Below are 14,859 nucleotides of genomic sequence, written 5' to 3'. Positions count from 1 at the left end.
GGATTTCTATCAGCTAAGCTAATTTTATTCGTATTTTAATGCATCAACAGGGTTAGCTTTAGCAGCTTTATAAGCCTGAAAACTGACCGTTAAAAATGCAATGATTGTTGTTCCTACTATTGACACAAGTATAATTGTCCATGATAAGGTTGTTCTGAACTCAAAACTAGTAAGCCATCTATTCATTAAATAATACGCCATTGGTACTCCAATACATGCTGCTATAAAAACCATTTTAAGAAAGGAAACCGATAACAGCCTCATGATATTTCCTACCGAAGCTCCTAGTACACGGCGTACGCCAAACTCTTTTGTTCGTTGTTCTGCACTGTATGCCACCAGACCATAAAGCCCCATGCAAGAAATTAATATGGCTATACTCCCAAATAAGTTGACCAGAATACCCAAGATTTTTTCGGATTGTAGTTTATTAGCATACAGGTCGTTAATAAGCCTAATTTCTGCAGGATAGTCTGGGTTGATATTTTTAGCAATAACGGAGATCAATTCAATATTTTTGCTTAAACTATTTGCAGGGTTTAACTGCAGATTGATGATTCCTCCTTGATTTTTATTAAAATTAATTACCATTTGCCTTCCGGAATGGTAAGGTGAATCCCATAAGAAATCTTTAAAAACACCAATCACTTTTAGCTGATTTCCAAACAACTTTACATTTGTTCCAACAGGATTTTTAAGTTTCATTACCTTTACCGCAGTACTGCTCAGTAGAATTGCTGCACTATCTGATGCAAAATCTCTGGAGAAATCGCGCCCGGCCAGCAACTCCACACCGCTTGTCTTTACAAAATCATACTGAGTTTGAAGGCGGTTAAAAACAATTTCTTTCCCTTTTTCTTCCATTCCTGGCCATTCGAAACCATAAAACCAGTTGCTGGCATGAGTCATGCTCTGCGATGTTTGGTTTACTGCTGTAGCTGCACCACTTTTCAGTACCTGATCTTTAAATAGCTCAAACTTATTGAACAGTGCCCCATCCTGAGACATTTCTGCAAGTAAATTGATATTATATCCTACAGGTCTGTTTTTTATGTATTGCATCTGCTTATAAATAACCAATGTGGCAATGATCAGCACAATAGCAAAACAAAACTGTCCTACTACCAGAACCTGTCTCAGGTTAATTGGGATAAGTCTGGTTCTTACAGCTTTTTTCTTTAATGTTTGAATTGGATTAAAGGAAGAAAGAAATATTGCAGGATAAGCTCCTGCTAAAAGACCTGTCAGCAGAGCTACTATTAACAGAGCTAGCCAATAACCTGTGTTGGTATAATCAATAACGACTTTTATGTTAAGTAGGTTATTAAATACAGGTAAACTCGCCTCAACAACGGCAACTGCAATTAGTACTGCCAAGGTGGCCAAAACCAGGGCTTCAGTAAGAAACTGAATAATTAATGAATTTCTGGTTGCTCCTATTGTTTTCCTGATCCCAACCTCTTTTGCCCTGCGCTCTGATTTTGCAGTAGCCATGTTCATAAAATTGATACAGGCAACAAGTAAAATACCAAAGGCTAATGCAATAAAAAGATAAATACGTTCTATATCGCCACCTATACTCTTACCGTTTAAAAATTCATCATGCAAATGCATATCTGACAAGGGGAATAAAAAATTTTGATTCTTTTGTTCAGTATAATTTTCATTGAACAGCTTTTTTACTTTAGAATTGATCAGATCAATACTGGCTGGATTATTAACCCGGGCCATGGCCAGATAGCTAAAATCTCCCCAACCTGGGTTTTTGGCATAATCGTCAATACTTTCGTAAAAAGACCAGGGCATTAAATAATCAAACCTGAGTGAAGTGTTTGTAGGCAAATCTTTAATTACACCAGTAACTTTTAAATCTTTATTATTTTGGTATCTGACAGTTTTGTTTAATGCATCTGTGGTGCCAAATAAAAGTTTTGCTGTCTCTGTAGTCAATATAATAGCATTTGGTGTATTTAACGCTGAGTTTGGGTCACCCGCAACAAATTCGTAGTTGAATACTTTCAGTATATCCGGATCAGCAAACATGTCTACTCTATTAAAACTTTTTTGCTGATTTGCTATGAGTGATTTATTACCACCACTAATTCTGGTAATAGCGTCTATCTCTGGTATTTTAGTTTTAATAGCCTTTGCAATTCCATTTCCTGGCGATCGGCCTGTACTTGTGATTTTTCCTGAAGCATCCTGGAAATTCGTTAGAACCTGATAAATTTTGTCAGCATCTTTATAATGCCGGTCAAAATTTACTTCGTAATTTACATATAGCAGCAATAGCAGGCAAGCTGATAAACCAACTGCCAGACCAATAATATTAATAACAGAAGAAGTTTTGTTTCTCCATAGGTTACGCAAAGCGATTTTTAAATTGAGCCTGAACATGGAATATGTGGTTTATCAATTAATACAAATATGAATACCCGGTGGCTTACCAAGTCTGTGCCAATAGCATTTAATTATGTAACTTATTCTTATATAGCTGTTTAGTTTTTTATTGTTTGTAAAATTGTTCATTATTGAACGGTAGGTGTACAATGTTGAACAGCAGAAAAAACCAAACATATTAAAAACCATTTGACAATGAGGATGTTAATTGTTCATGAAAGTCGCAATTCAACCCTTAAACTGTCGCATTGATACCCTATAGCTGCTTACTTTTTTCGATAGTTTTGTTAGACAAGTTATTAACCTTAAAATTATTTCTATGAAAACATTACAATTCACAAAAGAGATCAAAGCACCTGCTCAAAAAGTTTGGGATACGCTTTGGAATGAGCCAACTTATTCGCAATGGACAGATGCCTTTAATCCTGGCGGTGGTTCTAAAGTGCATAGTGATTGGGAGATTGGAGGAAGGACACTTTTTCTGGACGGAAAAGGTAATGGCATGATTAGCACCATTAAAAATAAAAAGGAACCTTATGATATTGTATTTGAGCATCTTGGCGAAGTAATAGATGGTAAGGAAGATACCACCAGCGAAAAAGTGAAAAGCTGGTCGGGTTCGCTTGAGGCATACCATCTTTCTGAAAATAATGGGATTACTAAGCTTAATGCTTCTGTTCAAGTTGGAGAAGAATGGGAAGAAATTATGAATAACGGCTTTACTAAAGGGCTGGAAGAACTAAAAAAACTCTCGGAACAGTAATTTATTAAAACTACAATTATGGAAAAACCAAAAGCTAAAACCTTAGAGGTTATTATTCCCGGCTATAGGATGCATAGCCAGATGTTCAATAATTTATTGGATGGTATTAAGGAGTCTGATGCCTTAACGCGTATTGAAAATAAAACCAATCACTTTACATGGATGGTTGGCAATCTGGTTAACTGCAGATACTGGATGGCTGGTATTGTAGGCATCGAGGAGAAAGATCCTAACGAGTCGCTTTTTAAAGACGGAAAAGCTTTAGATGAAAATGCGGAATATCCATCTTTAGATGTTTTAAAAAAAGAATGGCATAAGATCTCGCCAATTTTGTTTAAAAAATTATTGTCTATTGAAGAGACTGAACTAGAGCAGCCTTATGAATTGGGAATGAATATATCTTATGTACAGGAGAATAAGCTCAATATGTTAGGCATGTGCATTGACCGTGAAAGTTATCTTTTTGGCCAATTAGGCCTTATGCGAAAGATATTGGGATATAATGCCGTAAAATACGATACGGATGATAAGTTAGGTTATTAATACATCCACACAATTATTCATAAGCAATGGAGTAAATTTGAGCGCGAAAACCAATGATAGTATTGTGCAATAGTTTCTTTAACTATTGCACAATTGTTTATCGATCTCTCTTATTGAAATTATCTGTTTTTAATTATTTCAGGTGTACTGATAGTTTTGATGATAAATCTATTTGTCAGCTCATTTTCATCAGGAAATTCGCAATCAAATTTGATGGTGTGCTTACCTGATTTTAAGCTAGGGATAGTTTGATTTAATGTGATTTCCTTTTTAAAACCACCTTTACTATTATATATTTTTATTGTTGTTCCGTTGCATACAATTGAATTACCTGCTTCATATTCGCCTGGCAATTCAAGTTTAAAATAGCCATCCAATTCTATCCATGGATTGCGGATTACACCTTCTTTCCCCATAAAAGTAAGGGTGAAATTTAAAGGCTGTTCAAGGTTACTATTTACAAATTGCCATTCAGAAAAGGTCGGTTGACCGGGTTGAAGTACTTGTTTGGCATGCTCAAATTTGAATTTTTTAAACGGATATAATTTCCAATCCTGGTTATTCTTTTCAAGATGAAAGTCGTTTTCAGGATTCTTTAATCTTGTCAATTGATCGGCAGAAAAAATCTTCCTTTTATAGGCTTCTTGCCAAAGCTTAATAAGATTCAGTAATTGAGTAGTATTTGGATTTTTTTGCAGGTTTTTATAACGTGCAACCAAAGCAAAACCGGCATTATACCCCGCGGCCCTTGCCATCATCCATTCAATGTCTTCTGCTGTTGTTGTTGAAGAAAGCAAAAACCATCCAAGCATATTAGGCATATAATTTCTTTCAAGAAAAGGTTGGTTTTCTAAACGGTAATCTCCCTGAGATTCACGAAATCCGCCATACCATGGTTCTCCCCAATTCCAATAATGACAAATATGCCAGTAATAATGGCTCGATCGACTGGTGCCATTAACAAGTGTGTGCTTTGTGTCTTTAAAGACCTTTTCAGCAAAGGCTTGCATACCATAATCACCTTCTCCGGATGACAGACATCCTTCGTGACCATCAAAGTCCATCTGTGAAACACCGGTTTCAGTAAAAAAACGGCCTAAATTTCCAGCAATTTCCTGCTGAAGATTAAAATTTGTGAAAAGCGTATTGTATGGATAATCCATCATCATACCTACTTCAATCCCTTTTTGATAGGCTGATGCCTTTGTTCCATAGGCTCCGCGCTGGCAATCAAGTAATTTAAAAGGCTTTTTAGATGTTACTTCACGAAAACGGATAATTTCCTCGCCAATTTGCACTGCATGTAGTGTGCTTGGCTTAATGTTTTTAAAATACTCATCAGATTCAACTGTAATTTCAGTAGCAGATGAAGTTACATCTTCTGTTAAGACAGAAGATCCGGTTAAAGCAAGTCGTTTATCAGGTGTAGGCGTAACATAAGGGTCATTTGTATTTATAAAATTGCTAAGTGTATGTACACCTATACGAATGCCCATTTTTGATGCTTTATCAACACAAACTTTCATTCCATCATTACCATTAGGGAAGCTTGTTGGATTTAAAACAAAATGACCCCAGGATTGAAATGGGCTTTCGTGATAAAGCGACATAAGTCCTGCCTGTTTTGTATAGCCTAGCAGCGAATCTATATTACTTTCATCAAAATCGGAAATCATATAAGCCCTCCCTGTTTCGGGTGATTGCTTGTGCCAAATGCCATTAATTAATGGATGAGGAAGACCTTCGGCAAGCTCAATTACACCAATACGAGACAGTACCTGATTTTCTGAGCACCCAAAAAGTGCAATCTTTGAGCCTATAGTAGTTTCATTTGGTATTGCATTAACAGGCATATTAGGATATTGGTTCCAAACTGTAATTTTCCTGTCTTTTGATCTGTCCAGGCTAAATGCTTGCAAGCTACTGCCATAAGGTTGACTGATCGCTACCGAACCTCTTGAATAATCTGCACCTTCTGGATTTTTTAATACTCCTCCGATAGTTTTTACATTTAATGATTGAAGCCCGATTGCAAAATCGCCATCGCGTACCACGCCAACAACTTCTCCAATTGTTTGTCCAATAATAGTTGGATATGAACCCCAGGTAACCGCACTTACTTTATCTTTAACACTTAATCGAATTAATTCAAAAATCAAATGGGTTTTCTTTTGGATAACTTTTACTTCTGCTGAGACTTTGGAATTGGCATAATTAAGAGTTATAATATTTAATTTACCATTAAATGTAGCCTGTGCCGGATCTTCCCATTCGTTGAGCGTAAGAATTCTTAACAACGGTGCCTTTTCGCCTACAGCCAAATAGTTTTTTCCTGTTTTTGGATTTAACATTGCTATGATCTGACCAGAGGGAGAGATATTCAGACCCAGATCATCCGTTTTAAGGTTGATCTGCTGTGCCGAAGAGTAGAAAAAATTGAGGAGTAAAGTAAAAGTAAGTAAAATTGTTTTTTTCATTATATCATTTGTGCGTGTATGATGAGAACTAACCCAGATCGCTAAAATACTTAGCACATCCTTAAAAAACTCCTGCAATATTGATCTATATTGATGTTTTTTTTGCTTTGTTTTACTTGTATGCTATTGCTGCACTTGATGGACCGGTTAATGGAAGAAGCGTAGTTGTTCTAAAACCTACAATATTAGCCCATCTGTTAAAATCAGCAAATGTATAATCAAAACCTGTTCCTGTTTCAATTAACATATTTAAACTCATCATCATGCCAAAAACATTCTCTTTCCTTTCATCGTCAATGATCCCCTCAATAGCTACAAATGCTCCATTAACGGGCAGTGCATCATAAGCTTTTCTCATTAATGCTATTTTATTTTCTTCGTTCCAATCGTGCAGAATATTTCCCATTACAACTATATCTGCACCAGGTATAGGCATAGTGAAGAAATCACCACTTGCAGTTTTCACACGATCTGATAATCCGAATTGTTGAATAGTTGTGTTTGCGATAGGTTGAACAGGCGGTAGATCAAAACTAGTACAATTCATATGAGGATTGTGCGTTGCTACCATAATTGACAGTAACCCGGCAGAACCACCTACATCTATTAGGGTATTATACTTTTTAAAATCGAATTTTTGAGAAAAGGCCACGAAATTTCCCATCTGAATACCACTCATTGCACTGGTAAATTCTTTTAGTTTTTCAGGGTCCTGATATATCAGGCCAAAGAAATCCTCGCTCTTTTTTGCTTCATTTTGCGGAAGCCCAGTAAGTAAGCCCTCGCCAAGGTTGCCCCAAAATGTGTACAAACGATTGTTCATCATTTCAAGGATACCTCCGATGTAGGATGGCTTGTTTTTGTCTAAAAACATATCCGTGTCGAGAGTATTTGAATAAATAGCTGTATCCAGAATACCTTCGCGCTTTAAAAAGCCAAAAGCAGTTAAGGCATCTAAAAAATCATAAGTATTCCTATCTGTACATTTAAGTCCCAAAAAGTCTTTGATGTCCTTAGCCTTCATGGTTTTCTTTTCAGCAAGCTTAGTGAACAATTGAAAACTCACTGCAGTTAGAAGAATTTTTGAGGCCCAAAAGCCTGTACCAATCTTCATAATATTTTCTGGAGATGGTTGGTTGGTTTGATTTTCCATTCTTTCCTTATTAATTGTCAGTTTTAATAAATTAAGATTCATTTCAGGGAGTTTTACTCCAGATAGGTTTAAATTTAGTTATACTAAAATACGGAGATTCAATTTCCCAATCAATACTAAATCAGTGATTATTAAACCATCTTTATCAGGAGAACTAAAGCGGCTTAAATTGACTATTTCAAATTTATTCTCTTCGAGAGCTTTAGTTAAAAAAACTTCCTGGTGGTAATGCACATACACCCGATCACCGGTGCTGGATGTTTGAAATCTTGATTTGTTATGATCATCCTCGGCCATAGTGCTTAGGTAAAACATACCCCCTGGCTTTAACAACTCAGATACGGAGGCAATCAACTTTATAGCTTCTTCCGGTGTTAAATAAGGCAAACAAAAACCACAGATTATCCCGTCGAATTTCTGTTTGATTGAGCCAATTTTACGACAGTCCATTAGTTGAAATTTAGCCGCAGGGTTATTGGCCTGAGCAAGTTCGAGCATTTTTGGAGATAGGTCGATCCCTAAGATTTTGTAGTCAGGCTTCCTGTCTAGCAAGTACTTTGTAATATTTCCGGGGCCACAAGCGATATCCAAAATATTGGCATTATTGGCTGTTATGTTGCTGCAAAAGAAATCGAATGTATTGGCAAATTGACTAACATCCATGAACTTATCCTGATATATTTTTGCCGATTTGTCAAATGCATCGGCTGGCTTTAATATTTTCATATTTTTATCCCAAGCTACTATCTACTTTTACGTTAGTTATATAAGATTTATTTGAGTAATACTTTCAATAACTCCAGAGCTGTTGTATTGTTTTCTTCAATTTTTACAAAATTATCCTTTTGCCAGTTTTTCGTATTTTTTGCTTGCTTGTTGTGTACCTCATCCCATGGTGGGTAGATCCTCATGCCGCGAATTGACCAAAACCCTGCTTATTCAAATGTAATGCCTCCATATCAAGGGGAGAATAAATTATTTATGAATATAGGCTAAAAATTAAAACCAATTCAGAATTCCAGAGGTTATGTAATTAAAATAGTTCCCTATTCTGAAGCGGCACATATCTCCTATTTCAATATTCTAAAAGATTAGCACGGTGTACTAAACAATTGAAACAATTAAATCATAATTAACTGAATTTTTTAATTATTTAATAACAAACATCATGAGTAGCTTACCAATCAGGGACCAAAAAAATGATCATCTTTTAACTCCTGAAAATGCAGCATTAATCATTATTGACTATCAGCCAGTTCAGGTAAATTCAATTGCTTCAATGGATAGGCAATTGTTAATTAACAACATTGTTGGTGTCACCAAAATGGCGAAGCTTTATAAGCTACCCATTATCCTTTCTACAGTTAATGTAAAAACGGGTTTAAATTTCGAAACCATTCCTCAATTGCGTAAAGAAATGACAGGATTGCCCTCGTATGACCGCACTACAATTAACGCTTGGGAAGATGTTGAGTTTCTTGAAGCTGTAAAAGCGACTGGGAGAAAGAAATTGATAATGACAGCACTATGGACGGAGGCATGCCTTTCTTTTCCTACTTTAGATGCTCTTAAAGAAGGTTATGAGGTTTTCCCAGTTGTTGACGCTGTTGGTGGAACTTCGTTGGCCGCTCATGACGCTGCCTTAAGAAGAATGGAGCAGGCAGGTGCACAACCGGTAAGTGTAGCGCAATTGTTCTGTGAGCTACAGAGGGATTGGGCAAGATCAGAAACCGTTCCTGGATTTATGAAATTATTTATCGAGACAGGTGGTACAGCTGGTATCCAATTCTCTTATGACAAAGCAGAATAATTCATAGATTAATCATAATTCCGGCATTAAAAAATCAGCTGGAATTATGATTAATACTAATGCTCATTTCATCCAACATTAAGTAGTATGATACAATGGTTATTTGTAGTTGTAGTATTGCTTAAATAATATTAATTACATATTAATAACAATTTTATTTGAATTTTATATTAAATTAGCAATGTAATTGTTTTAATTCATTTTACTTTAAATATTATTCAAATGAAAACATCAAGTAAAATCTTAATGGTTCTTGGAGCCATTATTACAATAGTAGGCATGTTGGTATTTCGGAATCTACAGTATGTTAATGCAGTTGATGGACATGCCTGGACAATCAATATTAACGGTATAAACTCCTTCCCATGGATTACCTTTACCGGAGGATTGTTTATCGTTATTGGGATTATTTTTTACATCTCAAGTTTAGACTCTAAAGGCAAAAGGTATAATTAATTACCCATTATAAGCCATGGCCTTCGAAAGCTCCTCGTTTAGCAAGAAGTCTTCTCTCAATCTGTCTAATTTAATCATAGCACGATCGTAGGCATCTTCGCCAAGCAACAAGTAAAGTGGTGGATTTTCCATATTAGCTACTTCAATAATAGCAGTAGCGGCCTTTTCTGGATCACCACTTTGCTTCCCGTTTTTTTCAAGGAGCATCTTTTGAGCATTATGCATCGCTGTATATCCAGAAATGGTATGTTGTGCAATATTAATAGAATCCACATTTAAAAAATTGGTTCGAAATGCACCAGGGGCCACCACAGTTACTTTAACACCGAATTCTGCAACATCCAGAGCAAGTACCTCAGACAATCCGACAACAGAAAATTTCGTAGCTGCATAAACCGACCAGCCTGTTGTAGGCGCAATACCCGCTATTGACGATACATTAATAATGTGTCCCGACATTTGATTACGCATATAAGGCATTACAAGCCTTATAACATTAAGGGTTCCAAAAACATTTATTTCGAAACTATTTCGGGTTTCGTAATCACTTAATTCTTCGATACTCCCACCGATACCATAGCCCGCATTATTTATTACAACATCAATTCCTTTAAAAGCGTGATTTGTTTGATGAATAGCGCAACCTACACTGTCCTCATCACCAAGTTCTACCTGAAGTGGTAGAAAGTTTGATCCAGTAAAACCAACAGCAGTTACCAGTGCATCTAAATCACGAGAGGTAGCTGCAACGTTCTGTCCTGCCTGAAGTAATTGTTTAACCAGGTGTAATCCAAATCCCTTAGACGCGCCCGTAATAAACCAAGTTCTTATCTTCTCCATATTTTGTTTGTTTTTAATTATACAAATGTATGGCAGAGAAACAGTTTAACGTGTACGCCAATCAAACCAATTATTACGAAATTCAAACAATTCGAAATGCTGACGGTGTAGTACTGGTTTGTTTTTTGAAAAAGTTGTTAAAATGTGTTGGAGCTTCAAAACCCAGGCAATAACTAATCTCGGAAATATTCCAGTTTGTGTGACGTAAAAGAGCCCTGGCTTCACTTGCAAGGCGTTCCATAATATGATCAGTGGTAGTTTTTCCAGTAGTCTGGCGGACAGCTCTGTTTAGGTGGTTTACATGTACGGATAATTGGTCTGCAAAGTCTTTAGCTGAGCGCAAGTCAAACCTTTGTGATGGAGATTCAATAGGAAACTGTCTCTCAAGAAGCTCCGTGAATATCGAAGTAATGCGAGAATTTGCATCAGGGTGCTGATAAAGCCTGTTGGAAGGCTGAATCTTCATGGCGTAATGAATCAATTCAGTAACGTAGCTGCGAAGGAGATCATATTTAAAAATGTAGTCGGAACTAATCTCCGCCAGCATCTTTTCAAACATAGCGAATACAAAGGCTTCCTGCTCACTATTAAGTACATAGACTGGGTTAGCTCCAATAGAAAACATTGGCAATTGATGAATGTTGTTACGTAAGGTCTCGGTAAAGAAAGACTCTTTATAAATACAGAACCTTCCTGAATGTATCTCGTTCAGGTTTTCGAAGGTGTAAGGGACAACCGGATTAAAGAAAACCAAAGCTGTTCCATCCATTTCAATACTTTTATCTGCATAATGAATAACACCCTTACCCCTGAACAGACTAATTTTATAGAAATCTCTTCGGCTATACTGAACAGGCTTTGCACCAGGTACATGAAAGTCTTCAGTCCGAAAAACGTTAAAGTGCCCAATATCCTGGCTAAGATTGTCAGGTAGCCAATTAAATTTCTTTTTGTAAAAATCTTCTAGTGTTTCTGTACGTGCCATAGTGCAAAGTTACATAATTCAAATAACTATCCATAGGCAATCATTTAATGTAATTTAACGTGCTTATTTCCCGATACATATATTGTAACTAGTTGTATATTATCCTCTGGCCGAAAAATACGTAGTTACTGATCCTGTAATTGTACAAAGAAAAGCGCAAGTTTACCTGCCCATATATGCTGAATATTTTTATACTCCTGGTGACTCTATCCTAAGGCTCATTTCTTATAATTGGGAAATGGGACGCTACGACGACATCGATGACAAGCAAAAGATGTGGAAAGCCGAGAATAAAAAGTTTGCGATATATGATAAGGAATATGAGCGGATCAAAAAGGTACTGGCAGCTCAATTTGGTGCACCCACATCGGCTGATACCTCTGCAAAAACAATAAATTCGGAAGGATCAAGCTACCTCGAGAGAAACACACGCTGGGAAACTGAAAATATACATACGGAATTGAATATGATTTTCTCAAAGACTACCCATCGAATCAGGATGACCCTGTACTGGAAGAAATAATTAGCTAGAAGTATTAGAGGCTTTTTTTGATAGGTCGGATTATCTTTTTGAAGAGACTTGGCCTTCTGACAATGCAGACCTCTCCCATGAGTTTTGAAGTGTCTTCAGTTCTCATTAATGCAACGAACTTATCGGTACCTGCCTCCTGTTCAAAGGTCTTATATCCAAGGTATACAATGACCAGTACAGGTTTGACGTCCTTACTGAAACTGATCTGAAAATTGCCTGTACTGTCAGCGAATGACCTGATTCTGGTGCCCTTTATCGTAACTTCCGCTCCCCGCAGGCTCTCTCTTGTATTTTTATCCAAAACTATGCCCTTTATGGTTCTCAGGCTGTCTGCCGGCTGTGGCTGCTTTTCAGCGGTTCGGGTTGCTGTGTGTTCCTGTACTGGGGTTACTGTTATGGTTTGCTTTTGTACCGGCAAATTTGGGGAGGCTTTCAGCACAAAAGGGAACAACAGAACTGAGGCGGCAAGGATCTTCGTTCTGACCATATCCCATACGCTCACTTTCGGTTCCGCCTGTACAACCAGCTGACTCTTGAGAAACCTTCCGCATACTTTTTCATTCTGGTGCAGCAGAAACCACTCTTGTATCGCTTTCTCATTGAAATCAGTAAAATCAGTGACCTTTTTTTGGCAGGATGTACAGTATTTTCCTCCTGCTACTTGCGTCATGCCGGCCCAGTTCTCTGAGCAGCTTTTGGGTATACTGATTTCTAAGCGCTTATTCATCACATGAATTTAAACTAATATTTCGACATTTTCACTATGATCATCTTAATCGGAAACCAGAAAGGTGGTGCAGGTAAAAGCACACTTACCCTCTTACTGGCAAACTATTTACTTGTCATTAGTTGTCGTAATTATGCGGTAGTTTTCAGTGATTACTTCCCGATACACATAATATATATCGCTACAAATCAGTTGATTACAAACAAATAGTAACAAAAAAGCAACTGCCTTTAAACACTAGAAACCACCTACGGAATGTGGAAAACTAGTGCAAAAATACTAATGAAATAGCTATATAATAACAAGAAAACTGTATCGGAGAATATTCAAAACTCAGGAACCGAAGTGACACACGGATAAATGTACTAATTCACAGATAATTATAACCTTGGTGGCCTAACTATTTTACTTTGAAGTTTTTGAGTTGTGTATGCAACAATGGTAATCCTTTTTTGATCCACGCTTTCTTTAGTGCTTTAGGAGATACATATTCAATGATGTTATTATCCAAACTACAAAGCAATGTTGGCACTAGCATTCCGTCATAGAGTTCTATCCTTTGAAAACTTTGATACTGACTATTAATATGCATCAGATTATCATTATATACACCTTTAATTGTATCTGGTCTGACAAGATGCCCACCTTCAAGAACTCTTTGTTCAACCCTACCAATACAATCCCCTACCTTATCTAAGCAAAGATAATTCAGTTGAACCTGATAGCCAGCTGACACAAACATATCTATATACTTCCAATAATCTGGATGTGAAAGTGGCGTCTCTAATACGAAATGCTCCTTATTTTTTATAGCTTTTCTCATCTCCTCAAAAAGCTTTTCCTCCATCATGCGAGTAGCACGAGGAACTATATCTGTTTCTAGAACCCCTTTTGTCTGAAGCTCTAGTTCAAAAGCGACACGAGTTCGATCTCTATCAAAAGAAAATATTCCCTCAAATGAGTCAGGTAGCATGGTCTGAATATGAGTTGACTTGCCTGCACCATTAGGACCAGAAATTACTAGTAGAGTGGGCTTAGAGTAATCCATAAGTTTTACGAACGCTATCTGCCTGCAATCCTTTAAGAACCTTAATTACCCGTGTACGGAATTTTTTTCCAGCAGATACAACTTCTTGGATTTCGATGCGACCATCAGCAAATTCTTTATAAACTTGTCCTTCTGGGAGACTTTCGGAAAGAATAAGGAATGGTAAATCCTTACTGAAATTATTTGCCCTCAGATTTCTGATTGTAATCAGGTATTTCTCATGTTTAGTTTCAAGCTCTAAATCTGACATAGTTTTAAACAGATGATTTAGTGTAAAAATACAAAATTTAAGACAAAAATTAAAATTTAAAGCATTTAGGAGTACCCAATTGCATGTTCAATAGGAACCAACTATTTGGCATCTGAAAGCCGTTGAAGTACAGAAATATCCGATCTATTAATTAACATAATTTTTTATATTTTTTTGAACTACTATTGATTTAACCTAACCCAACAGCGGTATATATGCTCATTACCAGCTTTTGTGACATATCTTAATCTCCAAGATTCAACTGCTTAAATAACTCCCTTGTGATTTGGCAGTTCCTTCTTTTCCAGAACCTGTTTCTTCAGTCTTGCTATGATAGTAGCTTTTCTCTTCTGCATTTCAGGGCTGGTCAGTTTACAGCTCAGCGTTTTTTCTGAACAGTTATCGGTATATAGATCTGTACAGGTTCCCTCGGTTTTCTTAGCCTTCATAGCAGTTGGGTTTGCCTTTATGTTCTGACAGCAGCCACTTAATGCTAAAGCCAATAAAGGAATTGTTAGAATAATGTATTTCATGTTATTGTTGAATTGAACGTGGAGCGTAAAAGATAATACAGACACCTATGAGCGCAACCAGCGCACCGATAACATCATAACGATCAGGCTTGAAACCATCTACCTTCCATGCCCACACCAGTGACAGCACGATAAAAATGCCGCCATAAGTTGCATATACACGTCCGAAATTTGCAGACTGCCAGGTAGCAACGACACCATAAAAGGCCAGTATCAGTGCACCCGCTATACCATACCAATAAGGTTTGTCTTCTTTCAGCCAAAGCCAAACCAGGTAACCACCACCAATTTCACAAATCCCTGCCAGCAGGAATATGGACAACGATTTCAGAACATCCATAT

At 36.9% G+C, this 14,859-nt stretch carries 17 protein-coding genes; 5 read left to right on the top strand and 12 right to left on the bottom strand.

Going from position 1 to position 14,859, the window contains the following annotated elements; all coding sequences use genetic code 11:
- Positions 1-24 precede the first annotated feature (24 nt).
- On the bottom strand, positions 25-2,397 hold the full coding sequence (locus CPT03_RS07270; protein WP_099438228.1) for an ABC transporter permease: 2,373 nt from the start codon (positions 2,395-2,397) through the stop codon (positions 25-27).
- A 322-nt stretch (positions 2,398-2,719) separates the two neighbouring features.
- Here CPT03_RS07270 and CPT03_RS07265 point away from each other — a divergent pair, with 322 nt between their 5' ends.
- Together CPT03_RS07265 and CPT03_RS07260 are read left to right on the top strand one after the other, a co-directional pair.
- Positions 2,720-3,163 carry an SRPBCC family protein gene (locus CPT03_RS07265; RefSeq protein ID WP_099438227.1) on the top strand — a complete coding sequence of 148 codons (444 nt, stop codon included), beginning with the start codon at positions 2,720-2,722 and terminating at the stop codon, positions 3,161-3,163.
- A gap of 18 nt (positions 3,164-3,181) precedes the next feature.
- Entirely contained in the window at positions 3,182-3,706 is a 525-nt protein-coding gene (locus CPT03_RS07260) for a hypothetical protein (RefSeq protein ID WP_099438226.1), read from the top strand.
- Positions 3,707-3,825: 119 nt separating this feature from the next.
- On the opposite strand, the gene CPT03_RS07255 is transcribed toward CPT03_RS07260, so the two are convergent.
- The 4 genes from CPT03_RS07255 to CPT03_RS23360 all read right to left on the bottom strand — a co-directional run bounded on the left by CPT03_RS07255 (position 3,826) and on the right by CPT03_RS23360 (position 8,247).
- Complete coding sequence (locus CPT03_RS07255) at positions 3,826-6,183, bottom strand: hypothetical protein (protein WP_099438225.1); 2,358 nt, start codon at positions 6,181-6,183, stop codon at positions 3,826-3,828.
- A gap of 112 nt (positions 6,184-6,295) precedes the next feature.
- The gene (locus CPT03_RS07250; RefSeq protein ID WP_245869997.1) at positions 6,296-7,378 is read right to left on the bottom strand and encodes an acetylserotonin O-methyltransferase; all 1,083 of its coding nucleotides are present in this window, start codon (positions 7,376-7,378) and stop codon (positions 6,296-6,298) included.
- A gap of 36 nt (positions 7,379-7,414) precedes the next feature.
- Entirely contained in the window at positions 7,415-8,062 is a 648-nt protein-coding gene (locus tag CPT03_RS07245; protein ID WP_099438224.1) for a class I SAM-dependent methyltransferase, read from the bottom strand.
- A 47-nt stretch (positions 8,063-8,109) separates the two neighbouring features.
- Complete coding sequence (locus tag CPT03_RS23360; protein WP_099438223.1) at positions 8,110-8,247, bottom strand: MepB family protein; 138 nt, start codon at positions 8,245-8,247, stop codon at positions 8,110-8,112.
- A gap of 257 nt (positions 8,248-8,504) precedes the next feature.
- On the opposite strand from CPT03_RS23360, the gene CPT03_RS07235 reads away from it, so the two are divergent.
- Both CPT03_RS07235 and CPT03_RS07230 read left to right on the top strand, forming a co-directional pair.
- The gene (locus CPT03_RS07235; RefSeq protein WP_099438222.1) at positions 8,505-9,146 is read left to right on the top strand and encodes a hydrolase; all 642 of its coding nucleotides are present in this window, start codon (positions 8,505-8,507) and stop codon (positions 9,144-9,146) included.
- Between the two features lie 222 nt (positions 9,147-9,368).
- Positions 9,369-9,602, top strand: coding sequence for a hypothetical protein (locus CPT03_RS07230; protein ID WP_099438221.1), 234 nt, complete (start codon positions 9,369-9,371; stop codon positions 9,600-9,602).
- On the opposite strand, the gene CPT03_RS07225 is transcribed toward CPT03_RS07230, so the two are convergent.
- Together CPT03_RS07225 and CPT03_RS07220 are read right to left on the bottom strand one after the other, a co-directional pair.
- Positions 9,603-10,442, bottom strand: a complete 840-nt coding sequence (locus CPT03_RS07225; RefSeq protein WP_099438220.1) for an SDR family NAD(P)-dependent oxidoreductase — start codon at positions 10,440-10,442, stop codon at positions 9,603-9,605.
- Between the two features lie 82 nt (positions 10,443-10,524).
- Positions 10,525-11,427: a helix-turn-helix domain-containing protein gene (locus tag CPT03_RS07220; protein WP_099438219.1), complete on the bottom strand. Its 903-nt coding sequence runs from the start codon at positions 11,425-11,427 to the stop codon at positions 10,525-10,527.
- A gap of 238 nt (positions 11,428-11,665) precedes the next feature.
- Here CPT03_RS07220 and CPT03_RS07215 point away from each other — a divergent pair, with 238 nt between their 5' ends.
- A complete protein-coding gene (locus CPT03_RS07215) occupies positions 11,666-11,950 on the top strand; it encodes a hypothetical protein (protein ID WP_099438218.1) in 285 nt (94 codons plus the stop codon).
- Between the two features lie 13 nt (positions 11,951-11,963).
- Here CPT03_RS07215 and CPT03_RS07210 read toward each other — a convergent pair whose 3' ends face one another.
- The 5 genes from CPT03_RS07210 to CPT03_RS07190 all read right to left on the bottom strand — a co-directional run bounded on the left by CPT03_RS07210 (position 11,964) and on the right by CPT03_RS07190 (position 14,857).
- On the bottom strand, positions 11,964-12,686 hold the full coding sequence (locus tag CPT03_RS07210) for a carboxypeptidase-like regulatory domain-containing protein (protein ID WP_099438217.1): 723 nt from the start codon (positions 12,684-12,686) through the stop codon (positions 11,964-11,966).
- 400 nt (positions 12,687-13,086) lie between these two features.
- Positions 13,087-13,734: a zeta toxin family protein gene (locus tag CPT03_RS07205; RefSeq protein ID WP_099438216.1), complete on the bottom strand. Its 648-nt coding sequence runs from the start codon at positions 13,732-13,734 to the stop codon at positions 13,087-13,089.
- Positions 13,721-13,984, bottom strand: a complete 264-nt coding sequence (locus tag CPT03_RS07200; protein WP_099438215.1) for a hypothetical protein — start codon at positions 13,982-13,984, stop codon at positions 13,721-13,723. The genes CPT03_RS07205 and CPT03_RS07200 overlap by 14 nt, the downstream gene beginning before the upstream one ends.
- A 266-nt stretch (positions 13,985-14,250) precedes the next feature.
- A complete protein-coding gene (locus CPT03_RS07195) occupies positions 14,251-14,517 on the bottom strand; it encodes a hypothetical protein (protein ID WP_099438214.1) in 267 nt (88 codons plus the stop codon).
- A 1-nt stretch (position 14,518) separates the two neighbouring features.
- The gene (locus CPT03_RS07190; RefSeq protein WP_099438213.1) at positions 14,519-14,857 is read right to left on the bottom strand and encodes a YnfA family protein; all 339 of its coding nucleotides are present in this window, start codon (positions 14,855-14,857) and stop codon (positions 14,519-14,521) included.
- Positions 14,858-14,859: the final 2 nt, after the last annotated feature.

It is taken from the genome of Pedobacter ginsengisoli (assembly GCF_002736205.1).
In the GTDB taxonomy this organism is placed as follows: domain Bacteria; phylum Bacteroidota; class Bacteroidia; order Sphingobacteriales; family Sphingobacteriaceae; genus Pedobacter; species Pedobacter ginsengisoli_A.
The sequence above is the reverse complement of the archived record's forward strand: the minus strand, read 5'-3'. Positions and strand labels throughout refer to the sequence as shown.

Coding starts and splice junctions, on each gene's coding strand:
- CPT03_RS07270 (WP_099438228.1), bottom strand. CDS start 2,397: ATGTTCAGGCTCAATTTAAAAATCGCTTTGCGTAACCTATGGAGAAAC.
- CPT03_RS07265 (WP_099438227.1), top strand. CDS start 2,720: ATGAAAACATTACAATTCACAAAAGAGATCAAAGCACCTGCTCAAAAA.
- CPT03_RS07260 (WP_099438226.1), top strand. CDS start 3,182: ATGGAAAAACCAAAAGCTAAAACCTTAGAGGTTATTATTCCCGGCTAT.
- CPT03_RS07255 (WP_099438225.1), bottom strand. CDS start 6,183: ATGAAAAAAACAATTTTACTTACTTTTACTTTACTCCTCAATTTTTTC.
- CPT03_RS07250 (WP_245869997.1), bottom strand. CDS start 7,378: ATGAATCTTAATTTATTAAAACTGACAATTAATAAGGAAAGAATGGAA.
- CPT03_RS07245 (WP_099438224.1), bottom strand. CDS start 8,062: ATGAAAATATTAAAGCCAGCCGATGCATTTGACAAATCGGCAAAAATA.
- CPT03_RS23360 (WP_099438223.1), bottom strand. CDS start 8,247: ATGAGGATCTACCCACCATGGGATGAGGTACACAACAAGCAAGCAAAA.
- CPT03_RS07235 (WP_099438222.1), top strand. CDS start 8,505: ATGAGTAGCTTACCAATCAGGGACCAAAAAAATGATCATCTTTTAACT.
- CPT03_RS07230 (WP_099438221.1), top strand. CDS start 9,369: ATGAAAACATCAAGTAAAATCTTAATGGTTCTTGGAGCCATTATTACA.
- CPT03_RS07225 (WP_099438220.1), bottom strand. CDS start 10,442: ATGGAGAAGATAAGAACTTGGTTTATTACGGGCGCGTCTAAGGGATTT.
- CPT03_RS07220 (WP_099438219.1), bottom strand. CDS start 11,427: ATGGCACGTACAGAAACACTAGAAGATTTTTACAAAAAGAAATTTAAT.
- CPT03_RS07215 (WP_099438218.1), top strand. CDS start 11,666: ATGGGACGCTACGACGACATCGATGACAAGCAAAAGATGTGGAAAGCC.
- CPT03_RS07210 (WP_099438217.1), bottom strand. CDS start 12,686: ATGAATAAGCGCTTAGAAATCAGTATACCCAAAAGCTGCTCAGAGAAC.
- CPT03_RS07205 (WP_099438216.1), bottom strand. CDS start 13,734: ATGGATTACTCTAAGCCCACTCTACTAGTAATTTCTGGTCCTAATGGT.
- CPT03_RS07200 (WP_099438215.1), bottom strand. CDS start 13,984: ATGTCAGATTTAGAGCTTGAAACTAAACATGAGAAATACCTGATTACA.
- CPT03_RS07195 (WP_099438214.1), bottom strand. CDS start 14,517: ATGAAATACATTATTCTAACAATTCCTTTATTGGCTTTAGCATTAAGT.
- CPT03_RS07190 (WP_099438213.1), bottom strand. CDS start 14,857: ATGGATGTTCTGAAATCGTTGTCCATATTCCTGCTGGCAGGGATTTGT.